Consider the following 17,420-nt stretch of genomic DNA (forward strand, 5'->3'; position numbering starts at 1 on the left):
ACTTCAGTTTGTATTAAAAATTGTTTTTATCAACTGTTGTGTTACATTATCAGTGGTTATACCTTCAGCTTCTGCCCTAAAATTTAGAATAATTCTATGTCTTAATACCGGTAAGGCTACATGTTTTAGATCTTCTGGCGTTACAGCTAATCGTGCATGAAGCAGGGCTCTAGCTTTTGCAGTTAGTATCATAGCCTGTCCTGCTCTTGGACCCGCACCCCAGCTCACCCATTCTTTAACATATGGATCTGTTGATGTTTCTGGACGGGTATCTCGTACCAGGTTACTTACGAGCTCGATAAGATGATCACTAATTGGAACTTCTCTTACCAAATCTTGCAGACGTATTATATTTTCTTCACTAATTACTTTGGACAGGCTGACTTTTTGTGTCCCCGTCGTCTTTTTTAATACTGTAGTTTCTTCAGATGCTGTTGGATATTTTATTTTGATATATAACAAAAATCGATCTTGTTGCGCTTCCGGAAGAACAAAAGTTCCTGACTGTTCAATAGGGTTTTGGGTAGCAAGAATAAAAAAGGGGCGGTCTAAAACATAGGTTTTTCCTGAATACGTAACTTCAAACTCTTGCATCGCTTCAAGTAAAGCTGCCTGGGTTTTGGGCGGTGTACGATTAATCTCGTCGGCGAGGATGATGTTCGCAAAAATCGGTCCTTTGTTAAACTTAAAAAACTTCTTTCCCGTACTATGATCTTCTTCTAATATTTCTGTTCCAATAATATCTGACGGCATCAAATCTGGAGTAAATTGTATGCGCTTAAATTTCAAATCAATTGCGTGAGCTAAGGTTCGAATCAATAGTGTTTTTGCTAGTCCCGGAACTCCCTCAAGAAGTGCATGACCCCCAGCAAGAAAAGTAATCAATAATTGTTCTATAGTCTCTTCTTGCCCAATAATAACCTTACCTATTTCTTTCTTTAAACCCTCTAGTTTTTTGGTTAGTATTGTTACTTCTTGATCTATACTCGCGAGTTCTTTACTCATATTTTTGTATTTATAGAACTGATTTTCAAGTTTCTCAGCTTGCTAAAAAAGTTTAAATTAGTTCATGATGTTAATGCATACATCACTATGTTTACTCCAAAACGTGTGTTATCGATTTTATACCATCTTTTATTTCGAAAATCATAATCCCATTCGCATCCGTAATCTTTATTGCTGAATAAAACACCAATTCTATTATTAACCTCTATAGCCTTTAGATAATTGTGCACAATATCATCTCCCCAACCGTTCAGCTCTTGAGAAGTAGTCGGTGGACCCTCTTCAAACTCAAAAAAAATGGTGTAAATTTCATGATCATTCGGAATTTTTTTCAAAGTGCCCTGACCAAATATATCTTCCATTTGTCGTACAAATGATTTTGAAAACAAACCATCAATATCATGGTTGCAGTCATCAGCAAATACGAAACCTCCATTATTTACGTATTTTTCAAAATTCTCACGTTCTTTCTTTGTAAATTCTACCAGTTTATGTCCCGAGATGTAACAAAACGGACTTTCAAATATTTCATCACTACTAAGCGGAATTATTTTTTCTTGAGTATTTACCGGTAGTGTAGTATATTCAACAAGAGAATTTAAAAGATTAGAAGGCATTCTTTGATCTACATCCCAATCCCCCGACTCGTATTGTAACCTGGTAAAAAAGAACTTATTCATTAGTATTGCAGCTTACCAATTTTCTCTTAAAAAATTCCTGTCATAAAACCAATATTATATCCATTACAGTTGATCAGAAGGTACTATCTGTATTTGATATATCAATATCCCTATTCATAAAAGATAGTATATACTATACGGCATCAGACAAACTAGTGAACGTAAAATCTCTAACCTTCATATAGGGTATCAAGTTACCATTTACACGTACCTGTTTACCTAAAGTTTCGAGATTATTAAGCATTATAATAGGACTCTCGTTGAACCTGAAATTTTTAACAGGATACTTTATTTGTCCGTTTTCGATATAAAAAGTACCATCTCTGGTCAATCCAGTATATAGCAGAGTCTGCGGATCAACGGTTCGAATATACCAAAGGCGAGTAACCAAAATACCTTTTTTGGTATCTTTAATAAGATCATCTAGAGAAGCATCTCCACCCTTCATAATAAAACCATTGGGAGAAGGAACAGCTGCTACTTTTTTTTGTTTTGCCCAATATCGATCATAAGCCAAATTTTTAACCTTTCCATTCTCTATCCAGGTAGTTTTTTTAAGAGGTTGCCCTTGCCCATTCCAGGTTCTTGTAGGAACTTCAGGGTGCAAAGGATCAGACCAGATGGTTACGCGTTCATCAACAATCTTTTCGCCCATTTTGGTTCCTCCGCCTTCTTTAGACATGAAACTTCGACCTTCGTCTGCAGTACGCGCGTTAAATGCTCGTGCCATGTTTCTAAGTAAGCCAACAGAGGCTGCAGGCTCTAAAATTACGGTATATTTACCGGGTTCGATGGCCTTTGCCTTTTTTGATAATATAGCTTTATCTATGGCAACTTTTGAAGCTTTTGCTGCATCAAATTTGCTCACATCGTTAAAATCTCTAGATACCCATCCAGAACCCGTACCATCATTACTTCTCATGGTAACTGTAAAATTCATATTAGTAGCCCGATTGTAAGCAAAGAGTCCGTTTGAGTTTAACATAGCTCTAAAACCAGAAGAATCGTCAAAAAATCCAGCCGCAGTAATATCATTGGCTACAGCAGGTGCTATGCTATTGCTCGCTACGCTAGCTCGATATTCTGGTGTTATGTTTGCGGTTTCTTTACTATAGGTGATAGATTCGTCGTACAGTTGTGGTCCCATGGGATCCATAAATTCAGGATTCTCGGGCGAAAGCTTGGCAAGCTCTTCTGCTCGCTTAACAACTTTTTCTAAAGATGCATCATCAAATTCATCGATAGTTGCCGTACCTGATTTCTTTCCAAAATTAGATTGTACCACTAATGTTTGATTAGATCTATGTCCGGCAGTAGAGACTGTGTTTCTAGCATAACGAATATTACCACTTTCGCTACCGCTTAGGTTAATTTCGCAAGCATCAGCAGTAGAAAAGCTAAGTGCTTTTTCCATAATTTGCCTTGCTTCTTCTTTTGTATATATTGCCATGATTTTTTGATATTTTGAAATGAAACCCTATTTAAATATTTCTACCCGTATTGATCACGTTAACGCCGTTAAACCGGGTAGTAGAACTTCCGTGAGAGACAGCACTTACTTGAGAAGGCTGACCTTTTCCGTCAAAGAAGGATCCAAAAAGTCTATAATCACTTTCGTCACATATTTTGGAACACGAATTCCAAAACTCTTGCGTATTAGACTGATAGGCGACATCATCTAGCATACCTACAATCTTACCGTTTTTTATTTCGTAAAATACTGTTCCGCCAAACTGAAAATTATAGCGTTGCTGGTCAATAGAGTAAGAACCTCTTCCTGCGATATAAATTCCTTTTTCAACATCTTTAATCATGTCATTGATCGTATATTTTTCTTTACCTGGCTCTAGGGAAACATTAGGCATACGTTGAAATTGTACGTCGTTCCAACTTTGAGAATAACAACAACCATGAGATTCTTTTTGATCAATCATATGTACTTGATCACGTATTGCCTGGTAATTTGTTAAAATTCCGTTACGAACAAGATCCCATTTTTTGGTTTTTACACCTTCATCATCATAACCTACAGCGCCAAGAGATCCTATTTGTGTTTTATCGGCAACCAGATTTACAATATCACTTCCGTATTTGAAATCTTTAGATTTCCATTTGTCTAAAGTTGCAAAACTGGTTCCTGCAAAATTTGCCTCATACCCCAATACTCTATCAAGTTCTAGGGGATGCCCGACCGATTCGTGAATGGTTAATCCTAAATGATTCGGTTCGAGAACAAGATCATACTTACCAGCCTCGACAGATTTAGCTGATAGCCGTTCTTTGGCTTGTTTGGCTGCCATTGTAGCATCTTCTATAATGTCGTAGCTATTTCTATATAGTGACAATCCTTCAGGACCTTGTAATTTTTCTGAAGCTAATCCATCCATATATTCGTAACCCATCCCCATAGGCGCACTCATCGCTTGTCGGGATTTAAATTTGTTTGATGCTCGATCAATAGCTGTAACCGTAAATGTGGGCCATATACGATGTACATCCTGATCGATATAGGATCCATCTGTAGAAGCGAAATATTTTTGCTCATTTACCATGAACAATGCAGAATTCACAAAATTTGCTCCGTTTTTCAATGCTGCGGCATTCGCCGAAAGTAATAAATCCACCTTTTCAGAAACTGGAACTTCTTTAAAATCTTTTTTTATAGGAGTTTTCCAGGTTACTTCGCCATGTGATTGTACCGGTGCAAGCTTTACAGGAACTTTTTGAATTTTAGAATTAGCCTTGGCAATGGCTATTGCCTGTTCAGTTGCTTTTTTAATGCCCTTTTCAGTTACATTATTTGTCGATGCAAATCCCCAAGTGCCATTGGCAATGACTCGAATCCCAATTCCAAAGGATTCTGTATTTACCACATTTTGAACTTTATCTTCTCGGGTAAATACGTATTGATTTAAGTACCTGCCTATACGGGCATCGGCATAAGATGCACCCATGGTTTTTGCAGTATTTAAGGCGATATCTGCCAAACTTTTTTTGACCGCTACATCCATTCCCGGATGAAGCAGTGTTTCTACTGGAATTTCATTTCCCAATAATAAGGAGGGCATCATTAACGCACCCGATCCTAATCCTGCATACTTGACAAAGTCTCTTCGTTTCATATAAGTCTCGTATTTGATTGAATGAAAATAATTATAAAATCGATAATGATCATCTTAAAAATGATATCACTTCTTCTAGATAAAGCTAATGCTCGTGATACGTAAAGTATATAATGATTTCGATTTGGATTAAAAATAGAAAAATTATATGAATTCAGCAGTACACCCTACTTCAGAAAAATAAAATACCCATCATTCCTAAAGTTAGTTTTTTTTACAAATCTGAATCATACAACACACTGACTTTAAGTAGTATACGTTAATTTTCAATCATAAAATTGAGGTAAAACCAAAATAAATATAAAAATAGACCAATCTTCTTGTTCATATTACTTTATACGTTATTACAAAAAGCTTTCAGAACGCAGGCTATGCAAGAATTTTGAAGCTTTCTGGAAAAAGATGGCAACGGCACATCTTTACCTTATTTTTATATTCATTTTGAGATAAAACCTAATGTTTTTAAAGTTTTGTTAATTTTTTAGGTACATCGCAGCACTTCGAACGTCAAGATTTATAAGGTGTAAGTGCAAAACAACATTTTTTGACAAACTGAAAAAAATGTAAACCAGTTCATAACCCGATGCTACAAATTTGTGAACCTTATTAAAGATCACAGTATTTTTATGCAAATTTTTTCAGATTATACTTCCATTATATTCCTTCCGGTTACAAACTGTAAGTAGAACAATCCCGTATACCGCGTACGTTTATCTATCTACAATAAACTTTTTTTATGTTTTATATAATACATATAAATAAAAATATATAAAAAACTCTTCTCACTTTTGTCCAAAATTTAGAAAATTATGAAACTAGAAAAACCACTTCATAAAAAAGTAAAGAAAACAGTTACCAAAACAACGATCTCAGCTTTTGTAGGACTAAGTATAGTAGGTACTTTTCTAATCTTATCATATATAAATAATCATTTATTTATGGATAAGCTGTTAGTTGCCAGTTTTATACTGTTATGCATATTGGGACTAAAAATTTTAAACGAATCTAATTTTAAATAATGATCAAAATGGAAGTAATGACAAAAAAAGAGCAGCACGTTAAACTTATTGAAGGTACATTTACCCCTTCTGAAGCGGCAGATATTCTAATTTCTATGATAACCAAAAAGATCAACTTTCACAAACTTCAAAGACTTAGTGCTTTAGAGCAATATTGTGATGATGCTACGGTTCATTTAGACGATCGTATTGCGCAATTAAAACGAGCCGAAGAAGAAACGAAAGAATTGATCGTAAATGCGCGAAAAGAAGGTTATCAACTAAAAATTAATGGATCAGTCGAAATCGAGCTCGTGAAAAACGAAGATATTTAGAAATCATTCGTATTGTCGATACGCAAAAATTCAATTTTAAAGTAAGCTGTTAGTTACTAGTTTAAGGATGACAGACGCTTTAGTTTTTTTGAAAATGATAACTTTTTCGACATTTTTTTTACGCAACGATTTTACGTATTAATTATTGACCCTTACCACAATACATGGATTTACATTTATTGATTGATAATCTTACCAACCCTGCACTTCTTTTTTTCTTTTTAGGAATACTATCGGTAAGATTTAAAAGTGACTTAGAAATACCCCCCAACTCTTCCAAATTTATATCCCTTTACCTACTTTTATCTATCGGTTTTAAAGGAGGACAAGAACTATCGCACAGCGACCTTGATTTAGAAATTGTTTGGTCGCTGCTTTTCGGAATTTTATTGGCGCTAATTGTACCTATTTACTCTTATTTTATTTTGAGAAGAAAATTTAGCGTTTACAATGCAGGAGCTATTGCTGCAGCATATGGATCGGTAAGTGCGGTTACTTTTGTTACTGCGATTTCATTTTTAGAAATTGAACAAATAGATTTTGGAGGTCATATGGTGGCGGTCATGGCTTTGATGGAAGCACCTTCTATAATGGTGGGAGTTCTTTTGATGTCTATTTATAATAAAGACAAAGCCAACAAAATAGCGATGAGCAAAGTAGTAAAACATTCACTTACTAATGGTAGTGTTTTATTAATTTTAGGAAGCCTGGTAATAGGGTTTATGGCAAGTGATCAACAAGCTGAAGGTATTAAACCTTTTACAACAGATATCTTTAAAGGTTTTCTTGCTGTATTTTTATTAGATATGGGAATAACAAGCGGTAAAAAACTATCTGCGCTTCTAAAAAAAGGATGGTTTGCACTACTTTTCGCGATTATCATCCCACTTGTAAACGGTACTCTTGTGGCTTTTATAAGTTCTTCGTTTACCGAAAGTATTGGAAATCGTTTCCTTTTTGCGATCTTGGCTGCTAGTGCTTCGTATATTGCTGTTCCCGCTGCTATGCGAATAGCTGCGCCAAAAGCAAATCCGGGACTTTATTTACCTATGGCTTTAGCGATTACGTTTCCGTTTAATATCACATTGGGCATGCCTATTTATCTGTATCTTATACAAAACTTTTGATAGAATAGGTGTACACTTTATTTAAACATATATAATGATCATTTAAATTAAATATTTATATCAAAACTCTCGATTATTAATGCTATTATAATAATCGAGAGTTTTAATTATGCCGGACTGAAAATGATCTTTCTGGTAGGCTAAGTAAAGTCAAAAAAAGTAAGTTATGAGGACTTAGTAATGCCACGAAAGTAGCATTGAAAAAACGCAACGAAGACAGGTACATTAACTGCTTATGTAATCTTCAAAATTGTTTTTCATAATGGTTTCTTTTTCGAGCTCAAGATGATCGAGAAAGGCACTAGCAGCAAGTGAAAATTTCTTATTCTTGAGCCAGATAAGATTCCAGTTCGTCTTTATAGGAAATCCCTTTACTGGAATGATTTGTAATCTGCCGGCACTCAATTCATTTCTAATACCTATAAGGGGCATGATAGAGTATCCTAGCCCGGCCAAAACTGCTTGTTTTACAGCCTCATTCGAGGTAAGCTCCATTTTTTTTCGAACGGGTAAGTTATTCTTTTCAATAAATTTTTCCATCGTATGCCGGGTTCCCGATCCCTGTTCTCTATAAATCAATGGCAATTTTGTAAAAATCGATTTATCATACATTTTTTTTGTAAACTGTTCTTTCGAGTTACCCACCAGGTATAATCGATTTTCTATTAGTTGGGTTTTTTCTATTTGCAAATTTGTAGGTAATACAGATACCAAAGAAAAATCTACATTATTTTGTTCCAGACTTTCCAAAACTTTCGCTTTATTGGTTACATCCAATATCAAATCTATTCCCTCGTGCTTTTTGATAAAATCAGACAAAAAATATGGCATTACATATTTACCAGTAGAAACTACAGAGATTTTAAGTACACCCGATAACTGCCCCTGGTACGCCATGGTTTTGTAATTAATTTCTTTCACTTCTTCTAATATACGTTGAGCAGCCACCGCAATCTCCTTCCCAAAATCTGTTATGTATAATTTTCTCCCAATAACCTCGGTTAGTGGTATAGGAAACTGATCTTGAAAATTTCTTAATTGAATAGATACAGCAGGTTGCGTAAGATGCAACTCTTCTGAAGCTTTTGTGATACTTTGTTTCTCTGCTATTTTCAGAAATATCTGTAATTGATGTAATGTATAATGCATAATTTTTTATTATGTAAATCATAATAAAGATAAATAAAAATAAATGAATATACTTTACTAATTTTATAAAAGATCAATGAGTTTTAAAGAAAATTATACAGAATCTGATTAGCAACCAATTCTTTGTATTGAGGAAAATCTCGATACGTATAAACTCTGATCATCAAATTATAAAAGTAAGTGGTATGCAAATTAGCTTAAAAATTTTCTTAGGGGTTAGCGTGTTCATTCTATACTCAAATTGCGCGGTTATAAGACCGGGAGAAGCAGGTGTTAAACAAACACTTGGTAAATTTTCTAATAAAGTGGCAACACAAGGAACAATAATTTATAACCCGCTTACAAGTAAAGTAATTAAAGAATCAACACAAACCAACAATATTAAACTCATATTAAGTCTGCCCAGTAAGGAAGGATTAAGTGTCAATTCAGAAATTTCAATCTTATATCGTTTACAACAAGATAAAATACCGTCTGTTTTAGAAAACTTAGGACAAGGGTACGAATCTATAATCACAAGCGTATTTCGATCTGCTTCATCAGACGTGTGTGCACAATTTTATGCAAAAGATATGCATTCGGGCATGCGTGCAAAAATAGAAGAAGAGATTAAAATGAAGATGGAAGAAAATCTAAAAAAACAAGCAGACGGTATCGAACTTATTGCAGTCCTAATGAAAAGTATACAATTACCCAGGGGATTAGCTAATTCTATCGAGCGAAAATTACAAGCTGAGCAAGACGCTATGCGAATGGAATTTGTTATACAACAAGCAAAATTAGAGGCCGATAGAAAGATCATTGATGCACAAGGAGAACGTGATGCTCAAAAAATATTGGCCGAGGGATTAACACAAGAAATTATAAAAATACGAAGTATAGAAGCTTTTAATGAACTGTCTAAATCACAAAATAGCAAGATAATTATTACTGATGGAAAGACACCTTTCTTAATTAACACCGATGAATAATAGCATAGTAATCTTAAACATAAGCACATGGAACTATTGATAGAACAAGCGCAGCAATTTCAAAAAAGAAAAATAACTCATATGAGTACTAGCGATAGAGTTTCTGCCTCTAGAGAAGCTAAATCCCTGGTTCTTAAAATCAACGAAATCTATAAAAAAAATAAAGATCCTCAACTTATGGAGGTTATGAAATCCATAACACAAAAAAAACGTAAAATCGAAAAAAAATTGAAAGGATTTATAAATAATCTGTAAAGAGGTATTTATGTAAATTCATGAATACTTCGATGATACAATGTGAACTAAAAACTTGAAATGTACCGTAACAACAACATTGATACGCATCAAAAATGATCGGAGCCAAATTCATTTTACGCTAAACAAACAAAAAAAATAGAGTGACTACATACGTTCTTAATTATGTAATCGAATATTCGTAAAGACTCATAATTTTAGGGACACCCCGAACTTGTATTAAGGACTCAATTCACAGCGTAGTAAATATTAAGTATCCATGAGATGTTGAAATAAATTCAGTATGACACGATTTCAGCGTTAGTATTTACAACGGGGATACTCAATTTTTTTAATTAATTTTTGATTGTCCGTTAATGCACCAAAAATTTAAATGAGAAATCATCCTGAATTCATTTCAGGATCTCATTACATTTATTTTCAGTACATTGAGATGAGAAGCTGAAACAAGCCTGTGCTAAACTCATTTCAGTATTCAGCTTGACGCAAACCATTTAGGTTAAATTACAGATATTCGTAATTAATTTCTGTTGTAATTAACTCCTATTTAAAAAATCATAAGTTAATTACCTCAGCGCAAGGCCCACGAGGCATTCGTTGAAAACAATTTTTCAATTTCGAGGCAAGTTTCGGGGTATTATACCTCTTGACGGTGCCAATAAACAAAAATATAATCATATGAAGACAGTATTTGAATATAGTAACGTTAGCGCAAGTAATCGATTGGAATCCTTTACGATAAAAAAAATGGAAAAAATTTTTAATCAATATCCGTTTGTTATTCGTGGAGATGTATTTTTCAAAAAAGAAAATGATAATCAAAAAGGGCATGTCTGTGGTATTCGCTTAAGTGCGCCGGGGCCTAGATTATACGCATCATCAGATGAAAAAAACTTTGAAAATGCTATCACAAATACTATTGACGATCTTAAAGATCAACTTAAAAAAAGAAAAATGAAACTCTACAGATCCAATTAATGATCAGTTTTCTCTAGCTAAGCTAATATTCAGGAATTAGATCTATGAGCAACAAATTTTTAGACTAAAATATGTTGTACAGGTAATCCAACTTTAGCAAAACTATATCAAGAATAATATTTTCGGGACAAAATATTGTTCTTGATATTTTTCTAATTTTGAAGATTGATTACTTTGCAAGGCATCCACCTGATTTTCAGCTATAATCGTTTCTATTTATAATAAGCTTCAATTTCAATTCATTTCTGTACAAAAAAACTAACGATACACTTCATCTAATTTTAAAAATAAACTTCTTATATTTAACTGCAACAATACAAAAACTAACATTTACATATAATGTCATTTGTAGATGACATTTGACTTAACTAAAAAGTCCATAAGTACCTGGGAAATCATTCATAGCGCCACACTATGTTTATTTTTCAAAATTAGTAGAGTACGATAAAATGTTAAATACAAAGCAACTTAAATGAAAACAATCTTTATGAATGTCGGATTCATCTGTCTTCTCATCTTTGGCAGCTGTAAAGAACAAAAAAAATCTGATAACGAACCTTTGAAGATAGGTGTTCAAAAACAGAACGCTACCTCAAAATCTTCTGAAACCAAAGCTACAGTACCGGTTATGTTAGAGAATAAAGGAATAGGGCCAATTACTTCTATTTCATTTGAACCTAGTATCGATCGAAGTATGGCAGAAAAGGGAGCGCGTCTATTTAAAACCAAATGTACGGCCTGTCATAAAGCGAATCAACCATTTATCGGGCCTCCTATGGCCGGAATATTTGAAAAACGTAGTCCTGAATGGGTAATGAACATGATCATGAATCCTACAGAAATGCTTGAAAAAGATCCGGTGGCCAAAGCACTTTTAAAAGCATACAATAATACTATTATGATCAATCAAAACATCCCCGAATCTGAAGCCAGGGCGATGTTAGAATGGTTTAGAACCCTCAAATAGAGCTATCATTCAAATCTTTAAACACATAAAACGAACATCAAAAAATTTAAACTGTGAAAAATGAACCGCAATACGACGCCATTGTCGTAGGCACAGGGATTAGTGGTGGCTGGGCCGCCAAAGAACTTTGTGAAAAGGGCTTAAAAACCTTAGTTTTAGAAAGAGGTCGCATGATTCGCCATATTGAAGATTATACGACCATGAATGACGATCCTTGGGATTCTGAGTTCAAAGGTCAACCTTCTAGAGCAGAAATTGCAGAGCAAGAAAAGCAGCATCGTACCGGTTACGTTACAGCAAAAGAACATCGTCACTTTTTTGTTAATGATGTGAAACACCCCTATAATGAAACCAAACGTTTCGATTGGATTCGTGGATATCACGTAGGTGGCCGATCATTAATGTGGGGACGACAAACGTATCGTTTAAGTGACATTGATTTTGAAGCAAATAAAAAAGAAGAAATTGCGGTGGACTGGCCTGTTCGATATAAAGACATTGCACCCTGGTATGATAAAGTAGAAGATTTTATTGGTGTTAGCGGTGAAAAACTAGACTTAGAACAATTACCGGATGGAAAATTTTTACCTCCAATGGAACTTAATTGCGTAGAAAAACATCTAAAATCAAACATTTCTGAAAATTATAACGATAGATTATTAACTATTGGTAGAACAGCGCACATTACGGGTACTAAAACTTTTGAAGGCCGAATGAACTGTCAATATAGAAATCGTTGCATGCGAGGCTGCCCTTTTGGAGCCTATTTCAGTAGTAATTCTTCTACCCTTCCTGCTGCAGAACGAACTGGAAACATGACATTACGACCTAATTCCATTGTGCATCACGTACTATATGATAATAAAACAGGTAAGGCTACAGGGGTAAAAGTAATTGATGCCGAAACCAAAGAAACTTTTGAATTCACTGCCAAAGTCATATTTTTATGTGCTTCAGCAATTGCCTCGGCGAGTATATTAATGCAGTCTATATCTGAACGCTTTCCTAACGGAATGGGAAATGATAGCGGTGAACTGGGTCACAATATCATGGATCATCATTTCAAAGCCGGTGCTACTGCAAATTTTGATGGTTTTGAGGATCAATACTACAAAGGTAGACGACCTAATGGGCTTTACATTCCGCGTTTTAGAAATATTGGTGGTGATACCGATCAAAAAACATTCAAACGCGGATATGGCTTCCAAGGCGGGGCAAGTCGTGCAGATTGGAGAGAGACTGTAGCAGAACTGGGCTACGGAACCGAGTTAAAAGAAAGTATTCTAAAACCAGGTAAATGGAGAATTGGATTGCTTGGTTTTGGTGAATGTTTACCATATCATGACAATAAAATGACTTTAGATTATAAAAAACTGGATGAATGGGGGTTACCTACGATTACTTTTGATGCCGAATTTAAAGAAAATGAACTAGAGATGAGAAAAGATATGATTGCCCAGGCCATCGAAATGCTTCAAAAAGCAGGGTTCAAAAATATTGAGCCTTGGGATGATATCGGAGCGCCAGGTCTTGGTATTCATGAAATGGGAACTGCTCGAATGGGAAAAGACCCTAAAACCTCTGTATTAAACGAGAATAATCAAATCCATGCAGTTCCTAATGTATATGTAACCGATGGTTCTTTTATGACTTCTGCCAGTTGTGTAAACCCATCGCTTACCTATATGGCGTTCACTGCACGAGCAGCAGCACATGCGGCAAGACAAATTCAGACAAACGCATAAAAGCCAAACCTATGATAAACCGAAGACAAGCTTTAAAAAATATTGGCCTATCTGTTGGATACATCGCAGCAGCGCCTACCATTTTAAGTGTACTGCAGAGTTGCACTAGTGAAATTAAACTGAATTGGACTCCACAACTACTTTCAGAAGATGAAGCAAAAGTGATGGATCAACTCGTAGATTTAATTATTCCTGAAACTGATATTCCAGGAGCAAAATCTCTTAATGTACCTATGTTTATTGACAAATTTATGAACCAAGTTGCAAAAAAGGAAGAAGCCGAGATGTTCAAAAAATCTGCCGGTTTCGTTCTGGACGAGCTACAAATTAATGAAGATAAACCTGTCAAAGAAGTTAAGATTGAAGAATATGAGGCACTACTCTCAAAATACCTAAAATCTACAAAAGAGCAACAAAAGACTTACCAAAGAGAAATAGCTCAAATCAAAGGTCTTAGGGATTTTGAAAATTTACCGACCGAAGTAAACATTTTTTCATTTCTAAATGCCGTGAGAGATCTATCCATTTGGGGTTTTAAAACAAGTAAAGAAATTGGAGAAAATGTACTGGCATATGCACCGGTTCCGGGAGAACAAATAGGATGTGATTCTGTTCAAAATTTAACTGGTGGCAAAGCTTGGTCGCTCTAAAAATTTGTATGACAATGACAAATAAATATATATGCGTAAGTTTCTTACTACTTTTTGTTCTGGGAGCCTGTAAAAATGATACTTCTAAAAAACCTGAAACCATAACTGAAACTAACCGTCAAAATACAACCGAAAATATCGCTGAAAAAAACAAGCCATTCTTTAAACTATCCCTTGCACAATGGTCTCTACATCGAACGATTGCTTCTGGTGAGATGAGTCCGTTAGACTTTGCGCAAAAAGCAAAGGAATTAGGGTTTGAAGGTTTAGAGTATGTAAATCATCTGTATAGTGATGAATTAAAGAAGAATGCGGATCCAGAAAAGGCAATGCAGATACTCTTACAAAATTTAAAAGAAAAAAGTCAAGAACATAACGTTCAAAACTTAATTATTATGGTCGATGGGGAAGGCGATCTAGCAACAACCGATGTAGAAGAAAGAGATCAAGCTGTAGAAAACCATAAAAGATGGGTAGATGCAGCACAATTTTTAGGATGCCACTCTATACGAGTTAATCTCTTTGGGACTAATGACCCTAAATTTTGGATAAATGCCGCAGTAGATGGTCTCAGCAAATTATCTAAGTATGCCGCCAAAAAAAACGTAAATGTAATTGTAGAAAATCATGGCTATTTATCTTCTAACGCCAAATTATTGATAGAAGTCATACAAAAAGTGAATCAACCCAATTGTGGTACATTACCCGATTTTGGTAATTTTTGTCTTCAACGAGAAAAAGATGCTCGGTGGGATGCAAAATGTATCAAAGAATATCCAAAATATCAAGGGGTAGAAGAAATGATGCCTTATGCCAAAGCCGTAAGTGCTAAATCTTATGATTTTACTAGTGAAGGTACTGAAACGACTATAGATTATAAAAAAATGCTTGATATTGTAAAAAATTCTGGGTACAAAGGTTTTATTGGAGTAGAATATGAAGGAAGTCGCCTTAATGAAATAGAAGGCATCATCGCTACACGTGATCTTTTGATCAATACGGCAAAACAGCTCGATTAAGCATATTAAACACACACTAATGAAAATTACTACTCAGTTTCAATTATCGCTAATGATGTTTTTAGAATTCTTCATTTGGGGAGGCTGGTTTGTAACCATGGGGCTTTACTTACCCAACTCCTTAAGCACAAGTGGTAGTGAAATTGCAATGGCGTATTCTACGCAATCCTGGGGTGCTATTATTGCACCGTTTATCATCGGTCTTATCGCAGATCGTTTTTTTAATGCAGAACAAATTTTAGGTATTTTACATCTTACAGGCGCATTTTTGATGTATCAAATGGCCAATGCCGAAAGCTTTGTTACTTTTTACCCCTATGTATTAGGGTATATGATCGCCTATATGCCAACCCTGGCCCTAGTAAACTCGGTATCGTTTCATCAAATGAATGATCCTGCCAAACAGTTCTCATTTGTACGAGTATTTGGTACAATAGGCTGGATTGTTGCTGGTCTTGTTATAAGTTATGTCTTTCATTGGGATTCTGAAGAAGGTATAGCCGGCGGAATGCTAAAAAACACTTTTATAATGACAGCTATTGCTTCAGTTGTACTTGGCATTTTCAGTTTTACATTACCCAAAACCCCTCCAAAAGTAGGTAAAGATCAAAAAATAAGTGTTTCAGACATTTTGGGACTGGATGCATTAAAATTACTAAAGGACAGTAATTTCCTATTCTTTTTCCTGTCCTCTATTTTAATTTGTATCCCATTAGCTTTTTATTACCAACACGCAGGACAATTTTTGGGCGAAATTGGGGTGTCAAATCCAGCAGCAAAGATGACATTAGGGCAAGCATCCGAAGTTATTTTTATGCTACTCCTCCCCTTTTTTTTCAAAAGATTTGGTTTCAAAAAAACACTTCTGGTGGGTATGCTCGCCTGGGTAATTCGGTACGTGCTATTCGCATATGGCAATTCTGGCGAGTTGGCTTTCATGCTTATTATAGGTATCACACTGCATGGTATTTGTTATGATTTCTTTTTTGTATCAGGACAGATTTATACCGATAGTAAAGCGGGCGAAAAATTCAAAAGTGCTGCTCAGGGTTTAATCACATTGGCAACTTATGGTTTAGGCATGCTTATTGGCTTTTACGTCGCCGGTAAGATTACTGATGCAAATTTACTTTCAGAAGGGCAACATGACTGGACAAGCATTTGGATCTTTCCAGCGATTTTTGCAGGTGTAGTACTTCTACTTTTTGCAGTATTCTTTAAAAATGAAAAAATACAATATAAAAAATAATATATGGCTCGACTTAAAATGGGAATGGTGGGTGGAGGAATAGATTCTTTTATAGGCGATGTTCATCGTAAAGCCGCCAGTATCGACGGGATGATTGACATGGTATGTGGAGCTTTTTCGAGCAGTGAAGAAAAAAGCATCGCTTCTGCAAAAGCTTTAGATGTACCCAGAGCTTATGGTAGTTTTGAAGATATGATAAGGGCTGAAGCGAAGCTACCTAAAGATGAGCGCATGGATTTTGTGGCTATTGTGACACCAAATTATATGCACTTTCCTCCTGCAAAAATGGCATTGCAACACGGCTTTCATGTGATTTGTGATAAACCGGTTACCCTTACACTAGAGGAAGCTATAGCACTTCAAAAAATTGTAAATTCAACTGGCAAAGTGTTTGCTTTAACGCATAACTACACAGGATATCCCATGGTGAAACAGGCAAAAGCTATGATTTCTAAAGGAGATTTGGGAGATATCAGAAAAATTAATATCCACTATTTACAAGGTTGGTTATCGACTGCTATAGAAAAAACAGGACAAAAACAGGCGGCTTGGCGTGTTGATCCTAAAAAATCTGGTATTGGCGGTGCTTTGGGAGACATTGGCACACATGCTGAAAATCTAGTAGAATACATCACCGGATTAAAGATCAATGAACTAGCGGCAGATGTTACTGCTTTTGGCGAAGACAGAATTCTTGATGATGATGGAAACATTCTACTGCGTTATACTAACGGAGCAAAAGGAACAATGACCTTTTCGCAAATTGCTACCGGGGAAGAAAATAATTTGGGCATCAGGATTTATGGTACCAAAGGGAGTTTAGTTTGGCATCAAGAGAACCCCAATCAACTGGTGGTTCGCTGGCTAGACCGACCTATGCAAATTTATACTCCGGGAGGGAATGATATCTATCCTGAAGCGGCTAAATATGTAAGAATACCGGCAGGTCACCCAGAAGGTTATCTCGAAGGTTTTGCGACAATTTATAGCAATTTTGCCAAAGAAATTAATCAGATAAATACAGGCAAAAGCCAATCGACCTCACCAGATTTCCCGACGATTAATGATGGGGTACGCGGAATGAAGTTTATTTATGCAGCCGTAGAAAGTAGTAAACAAAACGCAAGTTGGATAAAAATTTAACAGGTATATGGCCAAAACAACTCAACT

At 35.4% G+C, this 17,420-nt stretch carries 17 protein-coding genes; 12 read left to right on the forward strand and 5 right to left on the reverse strand.

Features of this window, described 5'->3' with window-relative positions:
- Nucleotides 1-3: 3 nt before the first annotated feature.
- From J8281_RS17570 to J8281_RS17585, 4 genes are all read right to left on the reverse strand, one after another.
- On the reverse strand, nt 4-1,005 hold the full coding sequence (locus tag J8281_RS17570; RefSeq protein ID WP_210198970.1) for a MoxR family ATPase: 1,002 nt from the start codon (nt 1,003-1,005) through the stop codon (nt 4-6).
- Between the two features lie 62 nt (nt 1,006-1,067).
- Nucleotides 1,068-1,685 (reverse strand): DUF4159 domain-containing protein, encoded by a 618-nt coding sequence (locus tag J8281_RS17575; RefSeq protein ID WP_210198971.1) that lies wholly within the window; start codon nt 1,683-1,685, stop codon nt 1,068-1,070.
- A 133-nt stretch (nt 1,686-1,818) separates the two neighbouring features.
- On the reverse strand, nt 1,819-3,135 hold the full coding sequence (locus J8281_RS17580; RefSeq protein ID WP_210198972.1) for a TldD/PmbA family protein: 1,317 nt from the start codon (nt 3,133-3,135) through the stop codon (nt 1,819-1,821).
- A 31-nt stretch (nt 3,136-3,166) separates the two neighbouring features.
- Complete coding sequence (locus J8281_RS17585) at nt 3,167-4,807, reverse strand: TldD/PmbA family protein (RefSeq protein WP_210198973.1); 1,641 nt, start codon at nt 4,805-4,807, stop codon at nt 3,167-3,169.
- A gap of 809 nt (nt 4,808-5,616) precedes the next feature.
- Here J8281_RS17585 and J8281_RS17590 point away from each other — a divergent pair.
- The 3 genes from J8281_RS17590 to J8281_RS17600 all read left to right on the forward strand — a co-directional run bounded on the left by J8281_RS17590 (nt 5,617) and on the right by J8281_RS17600 (nt 7,267).
- Nucleotides 5,617-5,826: a hypothetical protein gene (locus tag J8281_RS17590; protein WP_210198974.1), complete on the forward strand. Its 210-nt coding sequence runs from the start codon at nt 5,617-5,619 to the stop codon at nt 5,824-5,826.
- 17 nt (nt 5,827-5,843) lie between these two features.
- Entirely contained in the window at nt 5,844-6,140 is a 297-nt protein-coding gene (locus J8281_RS17595) for a hypothetical protein (RefSeq protein ID WP_210198975.1), read from the forward strand.
- Nucleotides 6,141-6,304: 164 nt separating this feature from the next.
- Nucleotides 6,305-7,267, forward strand: coding sequence for a sodium-dependent bicarbonate transport family permease (locus J8281_RS17600; protein ID WP_210198976.1), 963 nt, complete (start codon nt 6,305-6,307; stop codon nt 7,265-7,267).
- A 225-nt stretch (nt 7,268-7,492) separates the two neighbouring features.
- On the opposite strand, the gene J8281_RS17605 is transcribed toward J8281_RS17600, so the two are convergent.
- Nucleotides 7,493-8,416, reverse strand: coding sequence for a LysR family transcriptional regulator (locus J8281_RS17605; RefSeq protein ID WP_210198977.1), 924 nt, complete (start codon nt 8,414-8,416; stop codon nt 7,493-7,495).
- A gap of 185 nt (nt 8,417-8,601) precedes the next feature.
- On the opposite strand from J8281_RS17605, the gene J8281_RS17610 reads away from it, so the two are divergent.
- The 9 genes from J8281_RS17610 to J8281_RS17650 all read left to right on the forward strand — a co-directional run bounded on the left by J8281_RS17610 (nt 8,602) and on the right by J8281_RS17650 (nt 17,393).
- Entirely contained in the window at nt 8,602-9,387 is a 786-nt protein-coding gene (locus J8281_RS17610; RefSeq protein ID WP_210198978.1) for a prohibitin family protein, read from the forward strand.
- A 27-nt stretch (nt 9,388-9,414) separates the two neighbouring features.
- Complete coding sequence (locus J8281_RS17615; protein WP_210198979.1) at nt 9,415-9,642, forward strand: hypothetical protein; 228 nt, start codon at nt 9,415-9,417, stop codon at nt 9,640-9,642.
- Nucleotides 9,643-10,320: 678 nt separating this feature from the next.
- The gene (locus J8281_RS17620; RefSeq protein ID WP_210198980.1) at nt 10,321-10,620 is read left to right on the forward strand and encodes an HPF/RaiA family ribosome-associated protein; all 300 of its coding nucleotides are present in this window, start codon (nt 10,321-10,323) and stop codon (nt 10,618-10,620) included.
- Nucleotides 10,621-11,092: 472 nt separating this feature from the next.
- Nucleotides 11,093-11,587, forward strand: coding sequence for a cytochrome c (locus tag J8281_RS17625; protein WP_210198981.1), 495 nt, complete (start codon nt 11,093-11,095; stop codon nt 11,585-11,587).
- Between the two features lie 53 nt (nt 11,588-11,640).
- Entirely contained in the window at nt 11,641-13,332 is a 1,692-nt protein-coding gene (locus tag J8281_RS17630) for a GMC family oxidoreductase (protein ID WP_210198982.1), read from the forward strand.
- Nucleotides 13,333-13,343: 11 nt separating this feature from the next.
- Nucleotides 13,344-13,982 (forward strand): gluconate 2-dehydrogenase subunit 3 family protein, encoded by a 639-nt coding sequence (locus J8281_RS17635; protein WP_210198983.1) that lies wholly within the window; start codon nt 13,344-13,346, stop codon nt 13,980-13,982.
- Between the two features lie 14 nt (nt 13,983-13,996).
- On the forward strand, nt 13,997-15,001 hold the full coding sequence (locus J8281_RS17640; protein WP_210198984.1) for a sugar phosphate isomerase/epimerase: 1,005 nt from the start codon (nt 13,997-13,999) through the stop codon (nt 14,999-15,001).
- Nucleotides 15,002-15,020: 19 nt separating this feature from the next.
- On the forward strand, nt 15,021-16,250 hold the full coding sequence (locus J8281_RS17645; protein ID WP_210198985.1) for a nucleoside permease: 1,230 nt from the start codon (nt 15,021-15,023) through the stop codon (nt 16,248-16,250).
- A 3-nt stretch (nt 16,251-16,253) separates the two neighbouring features.
- A complete protein-coding gene (locus J8281_RS17650; RefSeq protein WP_210198986.1) occupies nt 16,254-17,393 on the forward strand; it encodes a Gfo/Idh/MocA family protein in 1,140 nt (379 codons plus the stop codon).
- Nucleotides 17,394-17,420 lie beyond the last annotated feature (27 nt).

Origin of the sequence: Aquimarina sp. U1-2 (genome assembly GCF_017897595.1) — a bacterium.
Classification (GTDB): Bacteria; Bacteroidota; Bacteroidia; order Flavobacteriales; family Flavobacteriaceae; genus Aquimarina.

Bases quoted from the DNA above. Each gene is read 5' to 3' on its own strand.
- J8281_RS17570 (WP_210198970.1), bottom strand. From the start codon at position 1,005: ATGAGTAAAGAACTCGCGAGTATAGATCAAGAAGTAACAATACTAACC.
- J8281_RS17575 (WP_210198971.1), bottom strand. From the start codon at position 1,685: ATGAATAAGTTCTTTTTTACCAGGTTACAATACGAGTCGGGGGATTGG.
- J8281_RS17580 (WP_210198972.1), bottom strand. From the start codon at position 3,135: ATGGCAATATATACAAAAGAAGAAGCAAGGCAAATTATGGAAAAAGCA.
- J8281_RS17585 (WP_210198973.1), bottom strand. From the start codon at position 4,807: ATGAAACGAAGAGACTTTGTCAAGTATGCAGGATTAGGATCGGGTGCG.
- J8281_RS17590 (WP_210198974.1), top strand. From the start codon at position 5,617: ATGAAACTAGAAAAACCACTTCATAAAAAAGTAAAGAAAACAGTTACC.
- J8281_RS17595 (WP_210198975.1), top strand. From the start codon at position 5,844: ATGACAAAAAAAGAGCAGCACGTTAAACTTATTGAAGGTACATTTACC.
- J8281_RS17600 (WP_210198976.1), top strand. From the start codon at position 6,305: ATGGATTTACATTTATTGATTGATAATCTTACCAACCCTGCACTTCTT.
- J8281_RS17605 (WP_210198977.1), bottom strand. From the start codon at position 8,416: ATGCATTATACATTACATCAATTACAGATATTTCTGAAAATAGCAGAG.
- J8281_RS17610 (WP_210198978.1), top strand. From the start codon at position 8,602: ATGCAAATTAGCTTAAAAATTTTCTTAGGGGTTAGCGTGTTCATTCTA.
- J8281_RS17615 (WP_210198979.1), top strand. From the start codon at position 9,415: ATGGAACTATTGATAGAACAAGCGCAGCAATTTCAAAAAAGAAAAATA.
- J8281_RS17620 (WP_210198980.1), top strand. From the start codon at position 10,321: ATGAAGACAGTATTTGAATATAGTAACGTTAGCGCAAGTAATCGATTG.
- J8281_RS17625 (WP_210198981.1), top strand. From the start codon at position 11,093: ATGAAAACAATCTTTATGAATGTCGGATTCATCTGTCTTCTCATCTTT.
- J8281_RS17635 (WP_210198983.1), top strand. From the start codon at position 13,344: ATGATAAACCGAAGACAAGCTTTAAAAAATATTGGCCTATCTGTTGGA.
- J8281_RS17640 (WP_210198984.1), top strand. From the start codon at position 13,997: ATGACAAATAAATATATATGCGTAAGTTTCTTACTACTTTTTGTTCTG.
- J8281_RS17645 (WP_210198985.1), top strand. From the start codon at position 15,021: ATGAAAATTACTACTCAGTTTCAATTATCGCTAATGATGTTTTTAGAA.
- J8281_RS17650 (WP_210198986.1), top strand. From the start codon at position 16,254: ATGGCTCGACTTAAAATGGGAATGGTGGGTGGAGGAATAGATTCTTTT.